Annotated in this window: 11 protein-coding genes and 2 pseudogenes; 7 read left to right on the top strand and 6 right to left on the bottom strand. The window is 70.1% G+C overall.

Annotated features, from left to right (window positions below; genetic code table 11):
• Positions 1-49: 49 nt before the first annotated feature.
• Complete coding sequence (locus AB0G20_RS22750) at positions 50-2,101, top strand: APC family permease (protein ID WP_361305285.1); 2,052 nt, start codon at positions 50-52, stop codon at positions 2,099-2,101.
• 150 nt (positions 2,102-2,251) lie between these two features.
• On the top strand, positions 2,252-3,580 hold the full coding sequence (locus AB0G20_RS22755) for a class I SAM-dependent RNA methyltransferase (protein ID WP_361305287.1): 1,329 nt from the start codon (positions 2,252-2,254) through the stop codon (positions 3,578-3,580).
• A gap of 443 nt (positions 3,581-4,023) precedes the next feature.
• On the opposite strand, the pseudogene AB0G20_RS22760 reads toward AB0G20_RS22755, so the two are convergent.
• A pseudogene (locus AB0G20_RS22760) lies at positions 4,024-4,482 on the bottom strand (response regulator transcription factor); the annotation flags it as partial.
• A 104-nt stretch (positions 4,483-4,586) separates the two neighbouring features.
• Here AB0G20_RS22760 and AB0G20_RS22765 point away from each other — a divergent pair.
• Positions 4,587-4,745: pseudogene (locus tag AB0G20_RS22765) on the top strand (isochorismatase family protein); the annotation flags it as partial.
• Positions 4,746-4,801: 56 nt separating this feature from the next.
• Here the strand turns inward: AB0G20_RS22765 and AB0G20_RS22770 are convergent.
• From AB0G20_RS22770 to AB0G20_RS22785, 4 genes are all read right to left on the bottom strand, one after another.
• On the bottom strand, positions 4,802-5,833 hold the full coding sequence (locus AB0G20_RS22770) for a LacI family DNA-binding transcriptional regulator (RefSeq protein ID WP_361305289.1): 1,032 nt from the start codon (positions 5,831-5,833) through the stop codon (positions 4,802-4,804).
• A 64-nt stretch (positions 5,834-5,897) separates the two neighbouring features.
• A complete protein-coding gene (locus tag AB0G20_RS22775) occupies positions 5,898-6,725 on the bottom strand; it encodes an ATP-binding cassette domain-containing protein (RefSeq protein WP_142158637.1) in 828 nt (275 codons plus the stop codon).
• Complete coding sequence (locus AB0G20_RS22780; protein ID WP_361305292.1) at positions 6,722-7,735, bottom strand: ABC transporter permease; 1,014 nt, start codon at positions 7,733-7,735, stop codon at positions 6,722-6,724. The genes AB0G20_RS22775 and AB0G20_RS22780 overlap by 4 nt, the downstream gene beginning before the upstream one ends.
• A 182-nt stretch (positions 7,736-7,917) precedes the next feature.
• Positions 7,918-8,943 (bottom strand): sugar ABC transporter substrate-binding protein, encoded by a 1,026-nt coding sequence (locus tag AB0G20_RS22785; RefSeq protein ID WP_361305294.1) that lies wholly within the window; start codon positions 8,941-8,943, stop codon positions 7,918-7,920.
• A 279-nt stretch (positions 8,944-9,222) separates the two neighbouring features.
• Between AB0G20_RS22785 and AB0G20_RS22790 the strand changes: the two genes are divergently transcribed.
• The 4 genes from AB0G20_RS22790 (at position 9,223) to AB0G20_RS22805 (ending at position 17,262) form a co-directional block, all read left to right on the top strand.
• Positions 9,223-10,185, top strand: a complete 963-nt coding sequence (locus tag AB0G20_RS22790; protein WP_361305296.1) for a carbohydrate kinase — start codon at positions 9,223-9,225, stop codon at positions 10,183-10,185.
• 221 nt (positions 10,186-10,406) lie between these two features.
• Positions 10,407-12,968, top strand: coding sequence for a GH32 C-terminal domain-containing protein (locus AB0G20_RS22795; protein WP_361305298.1), 2,562 nt, complete (start codon positions 10,407-10,409; stop codon positions 12,966-12,968).
• Positions 12,969-12,983: 15 nt separating this feature from the next.
• A complete protein-coding gene (locus AB0G20_RS22800) occupies positions 12,984-13,283 on the top strand; it encodes a putative quinol monooxygenase (RefSeq protein WP_361305300.1) in 300 nt (99 codons plus the stop codon).
• 289 nt (positions 13,284-13,572) lie between these two features.
• The gene (locus AB0G20_RS22805) at positions 13,573-17,262 is read left to right on the top strand and encodes an ATP-binding protein (protein WP_361305302.1); all 3,690 of its coding nucleotides are present in this window, start codon (positions 13,573-13,575) and stop codon (positions 17,260-17,262) included.
• A gap of 9 nt (positions 17,263-17,271) precedes the next feature.
• Here the strand turns inward: AB0G20_RS22805 and AB0G20_RS22810 are convergent, their stop codons facing one another.
• Positions 17,272-20,514, bottom strand: coding sequence for a BTAD domain-containing putative transcriptional regulator (locus tag AB0G20_RS22810; RefSeq protein WP_361305304.1), 3,243 nt, complete (start codon positions 20,512-20,514; stop codon positions 17,272-17,274).
• Positions 20,515-20,534 lie beyond the last annotated feature (20 nt).

Genomic DNA, 20,534 nt, shown 5'->3' on the forward strand with positions numbered 1-20,534 from the left:
GGGGTGGCGGGTGGGCACCCCCGCAATCGAACGCTTACGATCCTCTGTTGTGTCCAAACTGACCGACGTGCCCAAACGGATCCTGATCGGGCGCGCACTGCGCAGCGACCGGCTGGGCGAAACGCTCCTGCCGAAGCGCATCGCACTCCCCGTCTTCGCCTCCGACCCACTGTCCTCCGTGGCGTACGCGCCCGGCGAGGTGCTGCTGGTCCTGTCGATCGCGGGCGTGACGGCGTACCACTTCAGTCCGTGGATCGCCGTCGCGGTCGTCGTGCTGATGTTCACCGTGGTCGCCTCGTACCGGCAGAACGTGCACGCCTACCCCAGCGGCGGCGGCGACTACGAGGTGGCGAACACCAACCTCGGCCCCAAGGCCGGCCTGACGGTCGCCAGCGCGCTGCTCGTCGACTACGTCCTCACCGTCGCGGTGTCGATCTCCTCCGGCATCGAGAACCTCGGCTCCGCGATCCCCTTCGTGGTCGAGCACAAGGTGCTCTGCGCGATCGGTGTGATCGTGCTCCTGACCCTGATGAACCTGCGCGGGGTGAAGGAGTCGGGCTCGCTGTTCGCGATTCCGACGTACGTCTTCGTCGCGGGCGTCTTCACCATGATCGCCTGGGGCGTCTTCCGCGGCCTGGTCCTGGACGACACCATGCGGGCACCGACGGCGGACTACGTCATCAAGCCCGAGCACCAGGGCCTCGCGGGCTTCGCCCTGGTCTTCCTGCTGCTGCGCGCCTTCTCCTCCGGCTGCGCCGCCCTCACCGGAGTCGAGGCGATCTCCAACGGCGTCCCGGCCTTCCGCAAGCCCAAGTCCAAGAACGCCGCGACCACCCTCGCCGCCATGGGCCTGCTGGCCGTCACCATGTTCTGCGGCATCATCGCGCTGGCCGTCGCGACCGACGTCCGCATGGCCGAGAACCCGGCCAAGGACCTCATCCACAACGGTGTCCCGCTCGGCCCGGACTACGTCCAGAACCCGGTGATCTCCCAGGTCGCCGAGGCCGTCTTCGGCAAGGGCAGCTTCCTGTTCATCATCCTGGCCGCGGCCACCGCGCTGGTGCTGTTCCTCGCCGCCAACACCGCCTACAACGGCTTCCCGCTGCTCGGCTCGATCCTCGCCCAGGACCGCTACCTGCCGCGCCAGCTGCACACCCGCGGCGACCGGCTGGCCTTCTCCAACGGCATCGTGCTCCTCGCCGGCGCCGCCGCACTGCTGGTGGGGATCTACGGCGCCGACTCCACCCGCCTGATCCAGCTGTACATCGTCGGCGTGTTCGTGTCCTTCACGCTCAGCCAGACCGGCATGGTCCGGCACTGGAACCGCCACCTGGCCACCGAGAAGGACCAGGCCAAGCGCCGCCACATGATCCGCTCGCGCGCGATCAACGCCTTCGGCGCCTTCTTCACCGGCCTGGTGCTGGTGGTCGTCCTCGTCACCAAGTTCACGCACGGCGCGTGGGTCGCCCTGCTCGGCATGGTGATCTTCTACGCGACGATGACGGCCATCCGGAAGCACTACGACCGGGTCGCCGAGGAGATCGCCGCCCCCGAGGGCCCGAGCGACGACAGCGTACGGCCCTCCCGTGTCCACTCGGTCGTCCTGATCTCCAAGATCCACCGCCCGACGCTGCGCGCCCTGGCCTACGCCAAGCTGATGCGCTCGGACTCGCTGGAGGCGCTGAGCGTCAACGTCGACCCGGCGGAGACCAAGGCCCTGCGCGAGGAGTGGGAACGGCGCGGCATCGACGTACCGCTGAAGGTCCTGGACTCGCCCTACCGCGAGATCACGCGGCCGATCATCGAGTACGTCAAGGGGCTGCGCAAGGAGTCGCCGCGGGACGCGGTGTCCGTGATCATCCCCGAGTACGTCGTCGGCCACTGGTACGAGCACCTGCTGCACAACCAGAGCGCCCTGCGGCTCAAGGGCCGGCTTCTGTTCACGCCCGGGATCATGGTGACCTCGGTGCCGTACCAGCTGCAGTCCTCCGAGGCGGCCAAGCGGCGGGCCCGCAGGCAACAGGACTGGAACGCGCCGGGGTCGGTGCGTCGCGGTCCCGCGCAGGTGCGGTCGAAGGAGTCCACGGACCACAAGTCGTGAGACGACGACCCGCGTGACGGGGACGGACGACCCGTGTGACGGGGACGGCTGGTGTGAAACGGCCGGGCGGCAGCCACGTAGACTGGTGGGCTGTTGTCCGGCCGTTTCCGTTCGGCCCTTGCCCCTCACGCGTTTTGGAGTCACCCCGCCATGCAGGCAGAACCGAGGAAATCGCTGGTGGGGGAGGAGTACGAGGTCGAGATCGGCCCCGTCGCCCACGGCGGTCACTGCATCGCCCGCACGTCCGAGGGCCAGGTGCTGTTCGTACGGCACGCGCTGCCCGGTGAGCGGGTCGTGGCGCGGGTGACGGAGGGCGAGCAGGGCGCGCGGTTCCTGCGCGCCGACGCCGTGACGGTGCTCGACGCCTCCAAGGACCGGATCGACGAGCCCTGCCCGTTCGCCGGCCCCGGCCGCTGCGGCGGTTGCGACTGGCAGCACGCCAAGCCGGGTGCGCAGCGGCGCCTGAAGGCCGACGTCATCGCCGAACAGCTCCAGCACCTCGCCGGCCTCACCCCGGAGGAGGCCGGCTGGGACGGCACGGTGGTGCCCGCCGAGGGCGACAAGCTGCCCGCGGGCCAGGTCCCCGCGTGGCGCACCCGCGTCCAGTACGCCGTCACCGCCGACGGCCGGGCGGGACTGCGCCGACACCGCTCGCACGAGGTCGAGCCGATCGACCACTGCATGATCGCCGCGGAGGGGGTCAGCGAGCTGGGCATCGAGAAGCGGGTCTGGACGGGCATGGACTCCGTCGAGGCGATCGCGGCGACGGGCTCCCAGGACCGCCAGGTGATCCTCACCCCCAAGCCGGGCGCGCGCCTGCCGCTCGTCGAACTCGACCGCCCCGTCTCCGTCCTGCGCGTGGACGAGCGCACCGGCGGTGTCCACCGTGTCCACGGCCGCCCCTTCGTCCGCGAACGCGCGGACGGCCGCACGCACCGCGTCGGGAACGGCGGTTTCTGGCAGGTCCACCCGAAGGCGGCGGACACCTTGGTGACCGCGGTCATGCAGGGGCTGCTGCCGCGCAAGGGCGACATGGCCCTCGACCTGTACTGCGGCGTCGGCCTCTTCGCCGGCGCCCTCGCCGACCGCGTCGGCGACCAGGGCGCGGTGCTCGGCATCGAGTCCGGCAAGCGGGCGGTGGAGGACGCGCGGCACAATCTCGCGGACTTCGAGCGGGTGCGGATCGAGCAGGGCAAGGTCGAGAGCGTGCTGCCGCGCACGGGTATCTCGGAGGTCGACCTGATCGTCCTCGACCCGCCGCGGGCGGGGGCGGGTCGCAAGACGGTGGAGCATCTGGCCTCGCTGGGCGCGCGGCGGATCGCGTACGTGGCGTGTGATCCGGCTGCGTTGGCGCGGGACTTGGGGTACTTCCGGGACGGGGGGTACCGGGTGCGGATGCTGCGGGCGTTCGATCTGTTTCCGATGACGCATCACGTGGAGTGTGTCGCCATCCTCGAACCGGCCGCGAAGGGCTCCTGACCTGCGGTCTTGCGCGCGTGCGTGATGTAGCTTCGCTTGGATTCAGCTTCGCGCCGCCCCGTCGCGAAGGCGGCCCCGGCGAACCCTCCGCCCGACGGCGGGCAGCCGTGACCGCTCGTCGGATGGCTGCCCGGCCAGAACGAACGCAGCACACATGAGGGCCGGCACCCCGTGACGTATCTGGCGGCTTGACCAGGTACGTGTTCGCGGGATCCGCATGAGAAAGCACATGCGAGTGTGGGGAGTTCCCGATCAGGCAGGCCGGCGAGTTCGACGGCTGCTCGGCCGCAAGTCATGCGCGCCCTGGACGGACTGACCGGGCGCCCCGCAGTCAGTCTCGGGTATCGGCTTGCCGGGGGCGTGAAGGCGGCGAGCACCGGGGCGGTGCTGTGGTCGGGGCATGGTCGGACGTCCACCGCGAAGTCGGCGACCGCTGTCGGCTGTCAGCCGTTGCGTGGGGCGACCAGGCCGGATTCGTAGGCGAGAACGACGAGTTGGGCCCGGTCGCGGGCATGGAGTTTGGTCATGGCCCGGTTGATGTGGGTCTTCGCGGTCATCGGGCTGATCACCATGCGGCCGGCGATCTGATCGTTGGACAAGCCCTGTGCGGCCAGGGCGACCGCTTCGCGCTCGCGGCTGGTCAGCTCCTCCAGCGCGGCACTGGAGGCGGGGGGCGGCTGGGCGATGTACCGGTGGATCAGCTTGCGGGTGATGGACGGGGCGAGCAGAGCGTCGCCGCGGGCGGCTACCCGTACGGCGTGCAGGAGGTCCTCCGGCACGATGTCCTTGACCAGGAACCCGGCGGCGCCGGCGCGCAGCGCTTCGAAGACGTACTCGTCCATGCCGTAGTTGGTCAGCATGACGACGTGCACGCCGGCCAGGGTCGGGTCCGCTGCGATGCGCCAATGGCAGCTCGTACCGGCGTGACCCGTCCCCGACCGTCACCCGCATTCTGACGGTCGAGGATCCCGAGGCCGCTGACGACTTGTCAGTGGCCTCGGGGCGGGTGCGGCTGCGCGGTATCGGCAGCCTCGTGCTCACCGGCATCGCCACCAGCGCCGTGGTGCTGTCCACCCTGTGCCGGGCGAACGATCCGGACTTCGGACTCACCGTCCTCTCCGACGCCCGTCCGGACACCGACCCGGAGGTGCACCGGGTCCTCACGAGTGGCTGGCGGCCAACTGACCAAGGCAGATGTCGCCCTCCGGGGAGGCGGCCCGCTCATGCCTCCCGCGTGCCGGGCGCCCGCTGCTCGCCCGAGCCTCGGACGATCAGGCGGGTGGGGACGGTGACGGTGCGTGCCCGGGACCGGTCGCCGTCCAGGCGGGCGAGGGCGGTCGTCGCCGCTGTTCTGCCGATTTCCCCGGGGTCCTGGGCCACGACGGTCAGGGCCGGTTCGAGGGCTTCGGCGAGCGAGACGTCGTCGAAGGCGACGAAGGCGACGTCCTTGCGCTTGCTGCGGGCGAGTTCGGCCACTATCCCCAGCGCCATGATGTTGTTCCCGGCGTACAGGGCCGTGGGGGGATCGGCCAGGTCGAGCAGCTTCGCGGTCGCGGCCTCGGCCCCCTGCTGGTCGTGTGCGCTGACGACCAGGGAGCGGTCGTAGGGAATATCGGCTTCCTGCAGGGCCGCTCGGTAGCCGGCCAGGCGTTCGCGGCGGGTGTAGAGCTTGGTGGGCAGGTCGCCGATGAACCCGATGCGCCGGTGTCCATGGGCGATCAGGTGGGCGACGCCCTCGTGGGATCCGTCCCGGTTGGAGCTGACGACGCTGTCCGTGGCCAGGCCCGCGCCGGGACGGTCGATGAAGACCACGGGCAGTCCCGCGGTGCGGTGGGCCTTGAGATGGGAGTGGTCGGCGCCGACGGACGGTACGACCATGAGGACGCTGACGCGGCGGGCGAGGAACTTGTCCGTCAACGAGCGCTCGCGGTCGGGATCGTCCGCGGAGGAGCCCACGAGCAGGGTCAGGCCACGGTCGCGGACCGTGTCCTCGATACTCCTGGCCACGGCCCCGAAGAAGGGGTTGGCCAGGTCGGGGACGACCAGTCCGATCGTGGTGTCGGGCCCTCCGACCCGGATGTTGCGGGCCATGAGGTTCGGCTGGAAGCCGAGCTTGGCAACGGCGGCGAGAACCTGTTCCCTGGTCTGTTCCGAGGCGTATCCGTCCTCGTTGAGGACCCGGGAGACGGTCTTGGCGCTGACGCCCACTTCTCGGGCGACGTCTGCCATGGTCGGGCGGCGGTTCGCTGCCATGGAGGAAACAGTCTCCTGTGCTCGTCGGTCCCGGCCGCGGCCTCGGCCGGAACCTGTGAGTGCTTCAGTTGGCCTGGACTCCCGCGGCCTTCGCCGCCGCGGAATCCGCTACGACAGTATCTCCGGCCGCGTCGACGGTGAGCGCGCCGGTCATGATGGCCACGACCTCCGCCATGGAGTAGTCGGACGGCTTGATCACGGCGGCCCGCCGGCCCAGCCGGTGGACGTGGATCCGGTCGGCGATCTCGAAGACATGCGGCATGTTGTGGCTGATCAGGACGACCGGCATGCCCCTGTCCCGGACCCGGCGGATGAGGTCGAGGACCTGTCCGGACTCCTTGACGCCGAGGGCGGCGGTGGGCTCGTCCATGACGACGACACTGCGGGCCCAGGCGACGGAACGGGCGACCGCGACGGCCTGCCGCTGTCCGCCGGAGAGGGTCTCGACCGACTGGGTCAGCGAGCGCAGGCCGATCTTCAGGTCGGCCATGTGCTCGGCGGCCTCCTGGCGCATGCGCTTCTTGTCCAGCATGCGGAAGACACTGCCGAGCACACCGGGACGGCGGAGCTCGCGCCCGAGGAACATGTTCGAGGCGATGTCCATGGACGCGGCCACGGCCAGGTCCTGATAGACCGTCTCGATGCCGTGGGCGCGGGCACTCTGCGGCCCGGAGAACTGGATCGGCTTGCCGTTGAGGCGGATCTCGCCCTCGTCCGGGACCACCGCACCGGTGAGTGCCTTGATCAGGCTGGTCTTGCCCGCTCCGTTGTCTCCGATGACGGCGAGGACCTCGCCGGGCATCAGGTCGAAGTCGGCGCCGTCGATGGCGGTGACATGGCCGTAGCGCTTGACCAGACCGCGGGCCTGAAGGACAGGGGTGGGGGAGGTCATCGGGCCTTCTTCCGGGAGATCTGGTCGACGGTCACCGCGAGGATCACCAGGACGCCGGTGATCAGGGTCTGGTAGATGGAGGCGACGCCCATCAGCTGCAGGCCGTTGCGGAAGACACCGACGATGAGGACGCCGATGAAGGTGCCCAGCACCGAACCGCGTCCGCCGAAGAGGCTGGTGCCGCCGAGGACCACGGCCGTGATGCTGTCGAGGTTGTCGGTCTGCCCTGCCTGGGGGTCGCCGACTCCGGTGCGGGAGATGAGCAGCAGGGCGGCGATGCCGTAGAGCAGGCCGGCCGCGGTGTAGACGCCGATGGTCAGGCGGGAGGTGCGGATGCCGTTCAGCCGCGCGGCTTCCTGGCTGTTGCCCAGGGCGTAGACGTGCCGGCCCCAGCCGGTGCTGCTCAGCGCGTAGGCGAGGAGGAGGAACAGGGCGATGGTGACCAGGGAGCCGTAGGTGATGTCGGTGTTGCCGAGCGGGAAGGTCTGCCCGAGGGCCGTCAGCGGGCCGGGCAGGTTGGTGACCGTCTGCTCCTCGGAGTAGATGTGGGTCAGCGCGAACGCCACATTGAGCATGCCGAGGGTGACGATGAACGGCGGCAGCGGGATCTTCTGCACCAACAGCCCGTTGAGCAGCCCGAATCCGCCGCAGACGCCGATGCCCACGGCGATCGCGACGAGCGGGGGCAGCGAGCCCTCGGCGGCCATCTTGGCGATCATGATGCTGCCGAACGCCATCACCGCACCGCACGACAGGTCGATGCCCGCGGTGAGGATGATCAGGGTCTGGCCGATGGCGAGGGTGCCGACGACCATGACCTGCTGCACGATCAGCGAGAAGTTGCCGCCCGTGAGGAACTGCTCCGTCGAGAAGGAGAAGAAGGCGCAGGCCAGGAGGAGGGCGGCCAGTGGGCCGGTGGTGGGTGCCGTGAGCAGTCTGCGGGCCGTGGTCGGCGCTTTGAGCCCGGCGTACGGCGAGGACGTGCTCGGAGGCGTGGACGTGGCGGTCATGCGAAGTCCTTGTCGGAAGACAGAGTCCTTGTCCGTCCCTGTCCGTCCTCGTGGGAAGAGCCGGAGGAAGCGGGGAAACCGGAGGACAAGGGAACGAGGGGGCGGCCGTCCCCCCGGTCGGGGAGGAGGGGCCGGCCGCCCCGATTGAGGAGAAGCGGCGTCGCAGGGTCGTCGGGGGCGGCTCAGCCCCAGCAGTTCTCCAGGCCGTAGGCGGTGTCCTTGGACGTGACCCCGTCCTGCGCCTTGTCGGTGATCAGCGTGACGCCCGTGTCGGTGTAACCGGAGGCCTTCTTGCCGTCCTTGGCGTACGCCACGACGGCCTTGACGCCCTCGGCGGCCATCTTCAGCGGGTACTGCTGGGACGTCGCGGCGATCTTGCCGTCCTTGACCGCCTGGGTGCCGGTGCAGCCGCCGTCGACGGAGACGATCAGCACGTCCTTCTCCCGGCCCTTGGCCTTGAGCGCGGTGTACGCGCCCAGGGCGGCCGGTTCGTTGATCGTGTAGACGACGTTGATGCCGGGTTCCTTCTGGAGACAGTTCTCCATGGCGGTCTGGCCCTTGGCCTGGTCGCCGTTGGTGTCCTGGGCGCAGGCGACATCCTTGTCGGTGGCGCCGAAGCCCTTGAGGAAACCGTTGTGCCGCTGGACGCCGACGGACACACCCGGCGCGAGGTCGAGGGCGGCTATCTTCGCGGTCTTGCCCTTCATGGCGGCCTTGGCGTACTCGCCGATCAGCTCGCCCGCCTTGAGGTTGTCGGTGGCGAAGAGGGCGTCGACCGCGCTCTCCGGGTCGGTCGGGGTGTCCAGCGCGATGACCAGAACACCCTTGGCCTTGGCCTTCTCGATCGCGGGCACGATCGCCTTCGAGTCGCTCGGAGTGATCAGGATGCCCTTGACGCCGGCGGCGACCATGTTCTCGAGGGCGGTGACCTGCCCGGCGTTGTCCCCGTCGAACTTGCCTGCGGCGGTGGACAGTTCGGCGCCGTTCTCCTTGGCGGCCTTCTCCGCGCCCTCCTTCATCTTCACGAAGAACGGGTTGGTGTCGGTCTTGGTGATCAGGCCTACCTTGACGCTGCCCGAGCCGGAGCCCGAAGAGCCGGCGGAGCTCGAACCGGAGCCGGATCCGCAGGCCGTCAGGGTGAGGGCCGCGACGCCCGCGACGGCGGCCGCTCTGAGGAGGGAGGAGGACAGACGAGTGGTGCGAGGCATGTTCGACTCCTGAGGTGTGGCGAGCGGCACGGGGCTGTCGTCAGAGCTAGCCGCCCGGGGTGTCATCGTTGACTTATGTCATCGTTGACACCGCATGGCGAGGATGATGGACTCCGTCTCCCGGAAACGTCAATGCCCTGCGTTCGTCACAAATCGGCAAACACCCCGCGGCCCCGCGGTGCCGGCGGCGGACACCGCGATCGTTCCCACCGTCGCCACCCGGCAGCCGCGCCTCGACGCGCCCGGCGTGCCCGTACGTCCGTCAGAGAAGAGCAGCCCATGAGACCGCGCCAGATCACCGTCCTGGGAGAGTGCGTCGCGGACGCGTTCGCCGAGCCCGCAAGCGCCTCCAACGAACTCGCCCTGCGTGTGCTGCCCGGCGGCGGACCTGCGAACACGGCCGTGTCACTGGCCCGGCTCGGCACCCCGGCCCGCTTCCTCGCGCGGCTGTCGGGCGACGTCTTCGGCCGTCTGTTCCGTGCCCACCTGGAGACGTCCGGGGTGGACCTGTCGAGCGCCGTGCAGGCCGCGGAACCCAGCACGCTGGCCGTGGCGGAGCTGGACGCCCAGGGGCAGGCCGCGTTCTCCTTCCACGCGCAGAACACGGCCGACTGGCAGTGGACGGCGGAGGAACTGGCGCGGGTGGACCTGTCCGCGACCGCCTGCGTGCACACCGGATCCCTGGCCCTGGTCCAGCAGCCCGGAGCGGCGGTGGTGGAGGACTTCCTGGCGGCGGCCGCCCCTCACGCGACCATCAGCATCGACCCCAATGTCCGGCCGCTGCTCGTGCACCCCGACGTCTACCGCGCCCGGCTGACGCACTGGTGCGGCCTCGCCGACGTGCTGCGGCTGAGCGAGGACGACCTGGAGCTCCTGCTGCCGGGCACGCCTCCCGAGGAGGCGTGCGACATCTGGCACGCGGCCGGGGCGCGGCTCGTGGTGATCACGCGCGGCGGCGACGGCGCCCTGGCCTCGCTCGCCGGTGAACGGGTGGAGGTGCCTGCCGTGGAGACGACTGTCGCCGACACGGTCGGGGCGGGGGACTCCTTCACGGCCGGGCTGCTGCACCACCTCGGCGTCCGCGGTCTCCTCGGTGGCCGCCTGACGGAGACCCGTCTCGACGACATCGCGGATGCCTGCCGGTTCGCCGTCCGGGTCGCGGCTCTGACCTGCTCGGTCGCCGGACCCAACCCGCCGTGGCAGAGCCAGTTGGAGCAGCTCGCCACAGCCGAACACGCATGACGGACAGGCGAGTCGGGCAGCGGACGGCACGGCCGAACCGTTGACGCGTCCGCCGGATTGCGTCCATCATCGGGCCACTCGATGTCATCGATGACACAAGTCAACGATGACATCCCTTCTCGGCGCCGTGGACGACAGCGCCGGGAGGGCGCCACTCGCTGGCCGGTTCCGCCCCGGGCATCAGGCTCGGCCGTGCGGACGGCCGCAGCACAGGAGACACGATGAGCTCAGGACGTGCATCCCGGCAGGCCCGTATACGGACGATCGCGGCGCTGGCGACCGTCTGCGCCCTGTCCGCAGCCGCGCTCGCCCCCCAGGCCGTCGCTGCCGACACCCCGCCGTACACCGAGACCTACAGACCCCAGTTCCACTTCACCCCGCAGAAGAACTGGATGAACGACCCCAACGGGCTCGTGTACTACAAGGGCGAATACCACCTCTTCTACCAGTACAACCCGAGCGGCAACACCTGGGGCGACATGTCCTGGGGGCACGCGGTGAGCAAGGACCTCGTGCACTGGGAGGAGTTGCCGCTCGCCCTGTCGCACGACGACGAGGAGATGGTGTTCTCCGGCAGCGCGGTCGTGGACTGGAACAACACCACCGGCTTCGGTACGAAGAAGAACCCGCCCATGGTGGCGATCTACACCAGCGCGTACAAGAACGGCGGCAAGCAGGCCCAGTCGCTCGCCTACAGCACCGACCGCGGCCGCACCTGGACCAAGTACCAGGGCAACCCCGTCATCGACATCGGCTCCAAGGAATTCCGCGACCCCAAGGTCCAGTGGTACGAGCCGACCAAGAGCTGGCTGATGACGGTCTCGCTGTCCACCGAGCACAAGGTGCGGTTCTACTCGTCGAAGAACCTCAAGGACTGGGACCTGCTCAGCGAGTTCGGACCGGCCGGCGCGACGGGTGGCGTGTGGGAGTGCCCCGACCTGTTCCCCCTGGCGGTCGACGGGGACAAGGACAACATCAAGTGGGTCCTCGTCGTCAACATCAACCCCGGCGGCATCGCGGGCGGTTCGGCCGCCCAGTACTTCCTCGGCGACTTCGACGGCAAGAAGTTCACCGCCGAGGACAAGGGCACCTACACCCCGCCCGCCGGCACGGTGATGCAGGACTTCGAGGGCACCGGATTCGGTGCGTGGACGACCACCGGTACCGCGTTCGGCGCCGGTCCGGCGGCCGGGGCGGTGGCCGGACAGGGGACCGTCGACGGTTTCGACGGCAAGGGTCTCGCCAACAGCTTCCACGGCGGTGACGCGACCACCGGCATCCTCACCTCGCCCGAGTTCACCGTCGACAGCCCCTACCTGAACTTCAAGGTCGGTGGCGGACGGCACCCGCACGAGTCCGGAACGCTCCTGGAGCAGGGAGATCCGCCCGCGGGAACGGTCCTGGCCGACTTCGAAGGCGGCAGCTACGGCGACTGGACGACGACCGGCCAGGCCTTCGGCTCGGCACCGGCCAATGGCACCCTCCCCAACCAGCAGGAAGTCTCCGGATTCCTGGGCAACGGCCTGGTCAACACCTTCCTGAACGGCGACTCCACCACCGGCACCCTCACCTCACCCGAATTCACCATCGACAAGAACCACATCAACTTCCTCATCGGGGGCGGCAACCACCCCATCGGCTCCGACCACCCGACCGCCCTCGAACTCCTCGTCGACGGCCAGGTCGTCCGCAGCGCCACCGGGAAGGATGCCGAGGCGCTCAACTGGGCCTCCTGGGACGTCGGCGACCTCGCCGGCAAGAAGGCGCGGCTCAGGATCGTCGACGACAACACCGGCGGCTGGGGCCACCTCAACGTCGACCACATCATGCTGTCCGACGCCAAGGCGCAGCCCGTCTCCCAGGAGACGTCCGTCAACCTGCTCGTCGACGGCAAGACCGTCCGCAGCGCCACCGGAGCCAACAGCGAGAGCCTGGACTGGGCCTCCTTCGACCTGCGTCCCTACGCCGGCAAGAAGGCGCGGATCCAGATCGTCGACCTGAACACCGCCGGCTGGGGCCACATCCTCGCCGACAGCTTCACCGTCGCCGACGCCCCGGCCAAGTCCGTCGTACAGCGCGCCGACTGGGCCGACTACGGCAAGGACTACTACGCGGCCGTGTCCTGGGAGAACGCGCCGGGCGGCAAGCGCTACATGATCGGCTGGATGAACAACTGGGACTACAGCGGCGCCATCCCCACCTCCCCCTGGCGCGGCGCGCAGAGCATCCCCCGGGAGATGGCCCTGCGCACGATCGACGGCCGGATCCGGCTGACCAGCAAGCCGGTGGGCAGCCTGGAGTCCCTCCGGCGGAGCGGGCCGCCGACGGCGTCCGGCGTGACCGTCAAGAGCACCACCCAGCCGCTGATCGGCCCCGCGGCCCAGGGCAAGGCGCTCGACATCGAGGCGACCTTCTCCCTCAAAGACGCCGAACGCTTCGGCCTGAAGGTGCGTACCGGCGCCGGAGGCGAGGAGACCGTCATCGGCTACGACACCGCGACCCAGGAGCTGTACGTCGACCGCACCCGCTCCGGCGCCGTGGACTTCAACAGCACCTTCCCCGGTGTCCAGACCGCGCCGTTGAAGGCCGAGAAGGGCAAGGTGAAGCTGCGGATCCTCGTCGACTGGTCGTCCGTCGAGGTCTTCGGCGGCAGCGGCGAGGCCGTGATCACCGACCAGATCTTCCCCGACCCGGCCGCCCAGGGAGTGCAGGTATTCGCCGAGAACGGCTCGGTGAGGCTGGACCGGGCCCGGGTCTGGCACCTCGACTCCGCCCACGACTGACAAGGACACCGCACCATGAAGAAGACCCTGCTCGCCGAGTTCACCGCCCGCGAGGGTGCGGAGGACGAAGTCGCCCGCATGATCCTGGAGTACGCCGAGAAGGTCCGTCAGGAGGAGGGCAACCTCGCCTTCGACGTCTACACCAAGTCAGCCCACCCACGCGCCTTCTGGATCTTCGAGGTGTACCGGGACGAGGACGCCTTCCAGGCGCACCTGAACGCCCCGTACGGCGGCCCGTTCAACGCCGCCCTCACTCCGCTGATCGAGGAGGACGCCTCGGTGCTGACCTTCCTCGACCCGGTTTCGGCCCCTTGATGCGGCAACGGCCGGGCCCGCACAGCGAACCCGGCCGTTGCTCCTGGACAGCGGACTCGGCTCGCCTTGCCGGTGCGGGGCGACGGCGGTGCGCTGCAGTTCGTGACCTGGCGTTGTCTCCAGCCGAGTCGCGGAAGTTCGTCCTGAGCGTGTTGGAGGAAGTGCCCAGCCGGCCGCTGGGCCCCGTTCGTTACTCCCCGGTAGTGCTTCCTTTTGCCTGCCCGAAATCGCCGTGATTCCATGGAAGAGGGCCGAATTTTGGCCAGGGATCCTGGCACGGGGAGTTCTGATGAGCCCTGGCAACGAGACCCGTAGGCATGGCGCGCCCGGCCCTCAGCCGGCAGGTGTGTGGGCTCGGCTGTGGTTCGGGGCGAGCTGGCCGGTTGTCTTCGCCTGGCGCAAGGCGCGCAACTGGTGGCTGCTGAAACGGGGCGAGCGGCGGGCGCGTCACTGGTGGCGACCTGAGACCTGGTTGATGAGCGCGGGGTACATCGTCCTCTCCGCGGCGTACCTGGCGCTGCTCGTGTACGGCGTCTGGCAACCGGGCGAGACGCGCCAGTGGGGCAGCTGGCAGGGCGTGCTGGGAGCCGTGGGCCTGTCGTCCTCGGCCGTGGTGGCCACCGCGTGGTTCATCGCCTGGCGCTTCCGGCGGGCCCGTCACTACTACCTGCGCAAGGCGCGCAGACATCCCGACGAGCTGGTGAAACCGGGCAGCATCATCGGCACCGTCGTGGGGCGCGATCAGCTGTGCGACGCCTTGATGAACGATCTCCACGACTCCTGCCAGCGCCGGCCCCATGTGATCGTCGGCACGATCGGAGTCGGAAAGACGGCTCTGCTCGTGCGGCTCACCCAGCGACTGGCCCGTAAGGGCATCGTTCCCGTCGTGCTGCGGCTTCGCGATGTACAAGAGCGGCTCAACTTCTCGGAGCAGGCCAAGGACAAGTTCTGCGAAGAGGTCCTGGAGCGGGTCTTCTCCGTCTCGGAGGCCGAGAAGGTCTGGCAGCGGCTGCGCTACACCCAGGACCGGGTGGTCGTACTGGCCGATGGACTCGAGGACGTCCTGAAGGACGTCGACGACCGCGACAACAAGATCCGGAAGGCCATCAACGACGCCCGGGACTGCGGGCTGCCCCTGGTCATCACGTCGAGGCAGCAGAAGTCGCTGGAGGCCATCAGTGCGGCGCAGACGGTTCTGGAACCGCTCAGTGAGGAAGCGGCGCTCCAGTACGTCGCCCAGGGCAGCAACTGGCGATCGAACAAACAGCGCATGGACTGGGTGGTGGAGGCGGCCGAGATCGCCGAATCCCCGCTGTACCTCAACATCGCCAAGGATCTCGAAATCCGCGGCAGGCTCGAACTGATCGTGGGCGCCGGAGGGGACGAGCGCTGCGATCCACGCGACCAGGACATGTGGGCGCTGCGTTACGACCTGCTGGAGGGCTGGGTCGATGCCCTCGTCGAAGGCGCCCTCTACCCCGAGCAGCCCATTTCCGCCAAGGGCCGCTTCATGACCGTCGAATACCTGTCGGTTCTCGCCTGTGCGGCGCTGCGCACCAACTCGACGTACGTCGACTACGGCGTCCTGACGCCGTCGCGCGCGGGCGAAGACAGCGTGATCGGTGAGGAGAAGACACAGCAGGACGCCGAAGCGGCACAGGAATTGCGTAAGTTGCTCGAGCGCCGAGTACAACTCGCCGCGAAGAGGTTCGGTGCCGGTGAGGTGGCGGACGCGAGTATGGACGAGCGTCTGGCGGCCAGTTGGGGCAGCCGCCTGGGACTCGTGGAGGAACGGGGAAGCGGAGTCAGGTTCCAGCACAGCGTTCTGCAGGCCTACCTCGCCTCCCGCTGCATGGACGTCCTGGTGAACCTCGACCGGGCGGTACGGCCGCGCTCCTCCGCCTCTGACGTCCGTGAGGCCTTCTTCGCCCGGGCGCTCACCTGCCCGGGCCGTGAACTCGCCATGGCTCTCGTGTTCTACTCGCGGTCGGTCGAGGCGCTGGCCGGATGTCGCGATCACCCCGAAGTCGTGGAGCGCCGCCAGACCGCGGAACACTGTTCCCTCGATTTCGTCCGGATGGAGCTCAGGACGGCCGCGGACAATGCGCTGAAAGGCGATGCCGAACCGAGCACCGAAGCGCCCCCGGACGACCGGGGAGGCAGTGACATCGAGCAGGATCCGAAGATCAGGGCCCTGGAGTTGTACTCCGCCGCGCTCGACGTCGACAGTTTCCACCACGAGCCCCAGCACCGAGAGATCGTCGAGGAGATCCACGACAAGTGGGGCAATCTGCAGGTCTACAACGACCGGAAGCTCGACTCGCCGAAGAAGGCCCTGGTCAGGCGGATCGCCGCCACCGGGCTGCTGCTGAGCAGACGGCGGACCCTCCCACCCAGCGGTGTGCGGGAGGTCCGGGGCCGGACCGCCTACGACCTGCTGTTCGACATCGCCGGCAAAGAGCCTTCCCACGGCGTGAGGTTCGCCATCGCTCAGGCGATCGGTGAGGGCGGCGACGAAGCCTTCAGCGCTCTTCAGTTCGAACTCTCCGCCGCGAGGGCACCCGTTCCCGCCCTCTCTCTCTTCGGAGCCGGAACCGGAGCCGGAGCCGTCACCGGAGCCGGACCCTCGTTCGCCCGCGGTCTGGTGAGCGTCGACGACCTCTTCCACGGCATCCCCCGGCTCGGGCCGAGTGAAGGCGGAAGTGGCCTTCCCTTCGCCTCCCCCGAATCGCTCGAAGCGGAACGCCCGCCGTCCGCGCCGGGCACCACCCGGACCGAACGCCTGCTGCGCAAAGGGCGCGCGAAAGTCCTCGAGAACAAGCGGCGCGACGAAGAGAACAAGGAGCAGAGGGAGCGGAACCGGGATCAGGAGGACCAACGAAAGCGGATCATGAGAGCCTGGCTCGCTCCGATGCTGGTCCATTCCTGCTCCTTCACCCCGCACCAGAACACTCCGTACGAAGTGCTGTCCGGGTGGATGTCGAGGATGCGGGACAAGCAGGTCGACCTGGAACTGCAGGTCGCACTCGCCCAGGGGTTCCGGCAGGCGGCGAACCATCGCACACCCCCCACGCATCCCGGCAGGGCCGGCGAGTTCCTCAACGAGCAGGCCGGGGAGATGCTGAAGCACACCGACTACTGGTTCGCCCGGCTCGCCCTGCTGCACGCGCTGACCTTGTGGGCCCTCCCGGACGACGTCACCGAGGGGCAGCCCCGACGCGGCCACGGCGCGAGTCCCGACCGGCAGGTACGTCAATGGCTGCAGCAGACGGCCAACCCCAAGGTCAAGCGCAAGCGCCGGGACGAGCACCCGTTGGTCAGGGCCGCGGGCAAGATGGCGCGACAGGCCCTGCAGACCCGGCGCCCGGACCGGTTCCTGTGGATCGACGAGGCCGGCATGGCCTCACAGATCGGATCCGGAACCAGCTCGCCACGCGAGTGGCGGATGCACAATCTGTGGATCCCGCCGTCCCGGGGATGGAGCACCCTCGACCCCAGCGCCCAGCAGCTCCTCGCCGACGTACTGGTCCTGCTGATCCTCACCGAGGAACGGGGCGACCGGCCTAAGGACGCGCTGCTGCGCCTGGAGGACGCCTACACCGGCGAGCAGAACGCCCTCCCGCCCTGCCTGGCCAAGGACCGCACCCCGCTCGACCCGAGGCAGGCACTGGTCGGAGAGACCCCACGCTCGCTGCCCGGCTCCCACTGCGTCGACGGCTGCGCGTTCCAGTTCTGTCCGTACCCGCCCAAGGGGCCGCAGTGCCGCACCGAACTCAACGAACTGTTCTGCATCCACCAGCATTCGATGCTCAAGAGATTCCAGTTCCAGGCATGGCGCTCCCTCAGGTTCCGGCGGCGGGCGCGCTGGCAGCGCAGGACGACGGTCGCGAACCTGCGCAGGTTCTGGGACGAGATGGGGGCGCGGGCGCGCAACCGCGATCTCAAGGAAGCGTCGTCCGACGCACGGTGCGCTGAGTGAGCGGGCCCGTCACCGGGCCTCCGGCCGGGCGGCCGACTCCACCGCGGCCTCGCGCTCGTGGTCGCGTCGGGTGCCCGCGGTGAACTCGCGGTCGTACGCGGCCTCGTCCATCGTGGCGCGCAGGCGGGCCGCGATGCGCTCCACGTCCCCCCGCTCCGCCGGGGGGTGCGGGGCGCCGGCCCGTTCCCGGGTCGCCGCCGCCGTGCCGAGGAGACTCGCTGCCCGTTCCGGGGCGCCTGCCAGGCAGTACGCGCCGGCCAGGCCTTCGAGGGCCAGGGCGACCGAACGGGGATCCTTGGTCGTCGCGGCGGCCGCGAGGCCGTCCCGGTGGTGGGCCAGGGCGCGGTCGGCGTCGCCGCGCTGTTCGGCGATGAAGCCCAGTTCGGCCAGGACCAGCGCGAGGCCCGGACCGTCGCCGCGGCGGCGGTTCCAGGCGAGCCAGGGCCGCAGCCACTCCTCGGCGGCGTCCAGCCGGCCCTGGCGGCGGGCGCTGAGTGCGAGGCCCAGTGCGGCGAACTGCTCGGCCGGCTGGTTGCCCTGCCCGACGGCGATCCGCAGGGCGCGCGTGTGCAGGTCGTCGGCCTCGTCGTAGCGCTGGGTGAGCAGGGCGGTCCTGCCGAGGCCCGACAGCTTCGCGGACATCTCGGGCCATGTCTCCAGGGCCTGGGCGATCCGCAGGCTCTCCCGGTGCAGTCGGGCCGCCAGGTCGTAGTCGCCGTTGATCTCGGCGAGCCTGCCGAGCACGTCCGTCGTCTTCAACCGGCCCCACAGGTCGCCCAGTTCGGTGAACTGGGCGCGGGCCTCCTCGGCGTTGCCGCGCAGCGACTCCAGGTCCCCGCGGGCCAGGGCGAAGCACGCCCGCGTGGTCAGCGCCGCGGCGGTGCCCCACGCGTCGCGCAGGGTGCGGAACCGGACCAGGACGCGCTCGACCCGGTGCTCGCCCTTGACCAGGGCCCCGACCGTCCACTGCGCGTGCGCCAGGAACCACTGCGCCCTGGTCGACTCCACGGTCGACTCGGGCGGGTACTCCTCCAGGGCGTCGCACTCCCGCTCGTGCTCGCCGAGCAGCAGGCGGATGCCCGAGTACCAGAACACCGCCTCCGCACGCTCTTCGGGCGCGGCCTCGCCCGGCGTGTCCAGGGCCGTCGCCAGCGCTCTGCGGGCCTCGCCCAGCCGGCCACGGACGTACCAGTACCAGGTCAGCGAGTTGACCAGGCGCAGCGCTTCCTGCGCGGCCCCGGCCCGGTCGGCCTCGGCCAGCGCGCGCTGCACATTGGCCGCCTCCAGGTCCAGGTACTGGAACCAGCGGGACTGCTCCCGCTCGTGCAGATGCGGCCGGGCCCGCTCGGCGAGGCGGACGCAGTGGCGCAGATGCCGGGCGGCGGTCCCGGCGTGTTCACCCGAATCGGCGAGCTTGTCCCGCGCGTAGACCGCGACGGACTCCAGCAGCCGGTAGCGCGGGCCCTGCGGCCCTTCGGTGCGGACGGCCAGGGAGCGTTCCACGAGCAGGCTCAGCGCGTCGAGGACGTCGGCGGGCGACACGCCGCCGCCGGAGCACACGTCCTCGGCGGCCCGCAGGCCGCAGCCCTCGCTGAACACCGACAGCCTGCGCAGCACGGTCCGTTCGCGGTCGTCGAGCAGGCCCCAGCTCCAGTCGAGCGTGGCCTGGAGCGTCCGGTGGCGTGAAGGGGCGTCCCGATAGCCGCTGTTGAGCACCTTGAAACGATCGTCGAGCCGGTCGTGCAGTTCCCTGATGCCCAGCGATCTCACCCGTGTGGCGGCCAGTTCCAGGGCGAGCGGGATGCCGTCGAGGCGCCGGCACACATCGGCGACGAGCGGGGCGGTGGTGGCGTCGAGCACGAACTCCGGGTCCGTCGCCCTGGTTCTGTCCACGAAGAGGCGTACGGCGCCCGCGCTCGCCAGCGCGTCGAGGCCGGGCCGGTCCTCCGGAGGCAGCGACAGGGGCGCCACCGGGTACACCGTCTCGTCCCGGGTGCGCAAGGGTTCCTGGCTGGTCGTCAGGATGTGCAGGTGCGGAGCCCGGCTCAGCAACAGGCCGGCCAGCTGGGCCACGGCCTCCACGACGTGTTCGCAGTTGTCCAGCACGAGCAGCAGACGCCGGCCGGCCAGCGCGTTCGCCAGGCGGTCCGTCGGGCCCTTGGCGTCGCCGTCCGAGATGTTCTCCCGGATTCCCAGCGTCGCCATCACCTGCTCGGCCAGCGCCTCCGCGCCGGCGAACCGCTCCAGGCCCCCGGCGTCCGCGAGCTCCACCAGCCGGGTACCCTCCCCGAACGCGCCCGCCAGACTCTCCGCCGTGGCCTGGGCGAGGCGGGTCTTGCCGACCCCTCCCGGGCCGGTGAGCGTCACCAGGCGGCACCGTAACAGCAGGGTCCGGATCGCCTGGACGTCCTGTTCGCGGCCCACCAGGGGCGAGGCCGAACCGGTCGGCCCCGGCCCCGCCTGCACCCCCGCGGCGGACTGCACGGGCGGCTCCGGCCGGGCCAGGACCGGGTCGTGGCGCAGGATGGCCTGTTGCAGTGCCTCCAGGGACGGTCCGGGCGTCAGCCCCAGCTCCTCGTCGAGCCGGCGCCGCAGATCGTTGAAGCAGTCGAGCGCGTCGGAGGAGCGCCCCGCCTGGTACAGCGCCCACATCAGCGCGCCCCGCAGCCCCTCCCGCAGCGGATGCTGCTCCACCAATTCGGTCAGCTCGCCCACCAGCAGGCTGTGCTCGCCCAACTCCAGCCGCACCCCGGCGTGTTCCTCCGCCGCGGTCAGACGCTCCTCCTCCAGGCTCGCCGCCGTCGGCCGCACCGACGGCTGGTCGGCGAACTCGGCGAAGGCGGGGCCGCGCCACAGCGCCAGCGCCTCGGTGTACAGCGCCGCCCGCGTCACCGGGTCCCCGCCGGACCGGGCCCGGGCGACCAGTTCGCGGAACCGCCCGGCGTCGAGCGCATCGGCCGGGACGTCCAGGACGTATCCGGGCGGCCGGTGCGCGATCAGCTCGCGGCCGCCCGCCTCCGCGTCCTCCAACGCGCGCCGCAGCTGGGAGACTTTGGCCTGGAGCGACGCCGTCGGCCGTGCCGTGAACGTCGAGCCGCCCCACAGGTCCTCGATGAGCCGCGCCGCCGGGACGACCTGCCCGTGGTGGGCGAGCAGATCGGCGAGGAGCATGCGCACCTTGACTTCAGGTACCCGCACGAGGCGACTCTCGTCCGTGCGCACCTCCAGCGGCCCCAGCACCCCGAATTCCATGATCTCAGCGTAACCAGCCG

The sequence above is a fragment of the Streptomyces sp. NPDC024017 genome (assembly GCF_040638895.1).
Classification (GTDB): Bacteria; Actinomycetota; Actinomycetes; order Streptomycetales; family Streptomycetaceae; genus Streptomyces.

What these genes read in the sequence shown, in the direction of transcription:
- AB0G20_RS22805 (WP_361305302.1), top strand. Translation starts at nt 13,573, where the DNA reads ATGAGCCCTGGCAACGAGACCCGTAGGCATGGCGCGCCCGGCCCTCAG.
- AB0G20_RS22800 (WP_361305300.1), top strand. Translation starts at nt 12,984, where the DNA reads ATGAAGAAGACCCTGCTCGCCGAGTTCACCGCCCGCGAGGGTGCGGAG.
- AB0G20_RS22790 (WP_361305296.1), top strand. Translation starts at nt 9,223, where the DNA reads ATGAGACCGCGCCAGATCACCGTCCTGGGAGAGTGCGTCGCGGACGCG.
- AB0G20_RS22770 (WP_361305289.1), bottom strand. Translation starts at nt 5,833, where the DNA reads ATGGCAGCGAACCGCCGCCCGACCATGGCAGACGTCGCCCGAGAAGTG.
- AB0G20_RS22795 (WP_361305298.1), top strand. Translation starts at nt 10,407, where the DNA reads ATGAGCTCAGGACGTGCATCCCGGCAGGCCCGTATACGGACGATCGCG.
- AB0G20_RS22785 (WP_361305294.1), bottom strand. Translation starts at nt 8,943, where the DNA reads ATGCCTCGCACCACTCGTCTGTCCTCCTCCCTCCTCAGAGCGGCCGCC.
- AB0G20_RS22755 (WP_361305287.1), top strand. Translation starts at nt 2,252, where the DNA reads ATGCAGGCAGAACCGAGGAAATCGCTGGTGGGGGAGGAGTACGAGGTC.
- AB0G20_RS22775 (WP_142158637.1), bottom strand. Translation starts at nt 6,725, where the DNA reads ATGACCTCCCCCACCCCTGTCCTTCAGGCCCGCGGTCTGGTCAAGCGC.
- AB0G20_RS22780 (WP_361305292.1), bottom strand. Translation starts at nt 7,735, where the DNA reads ATGACCGCCACGTCCACGCCTCCGAGCACGTCCTCGCCGTACGCCGGG.
- AB0G20_RS22810 (WP_361305304.1), bottom strand. Translation starts at nt 20,514, where the DNA reads ATGGAATTCGGGGTGCTGGGGCCGCTGGAGGTGCGCACGGACGAGAGT.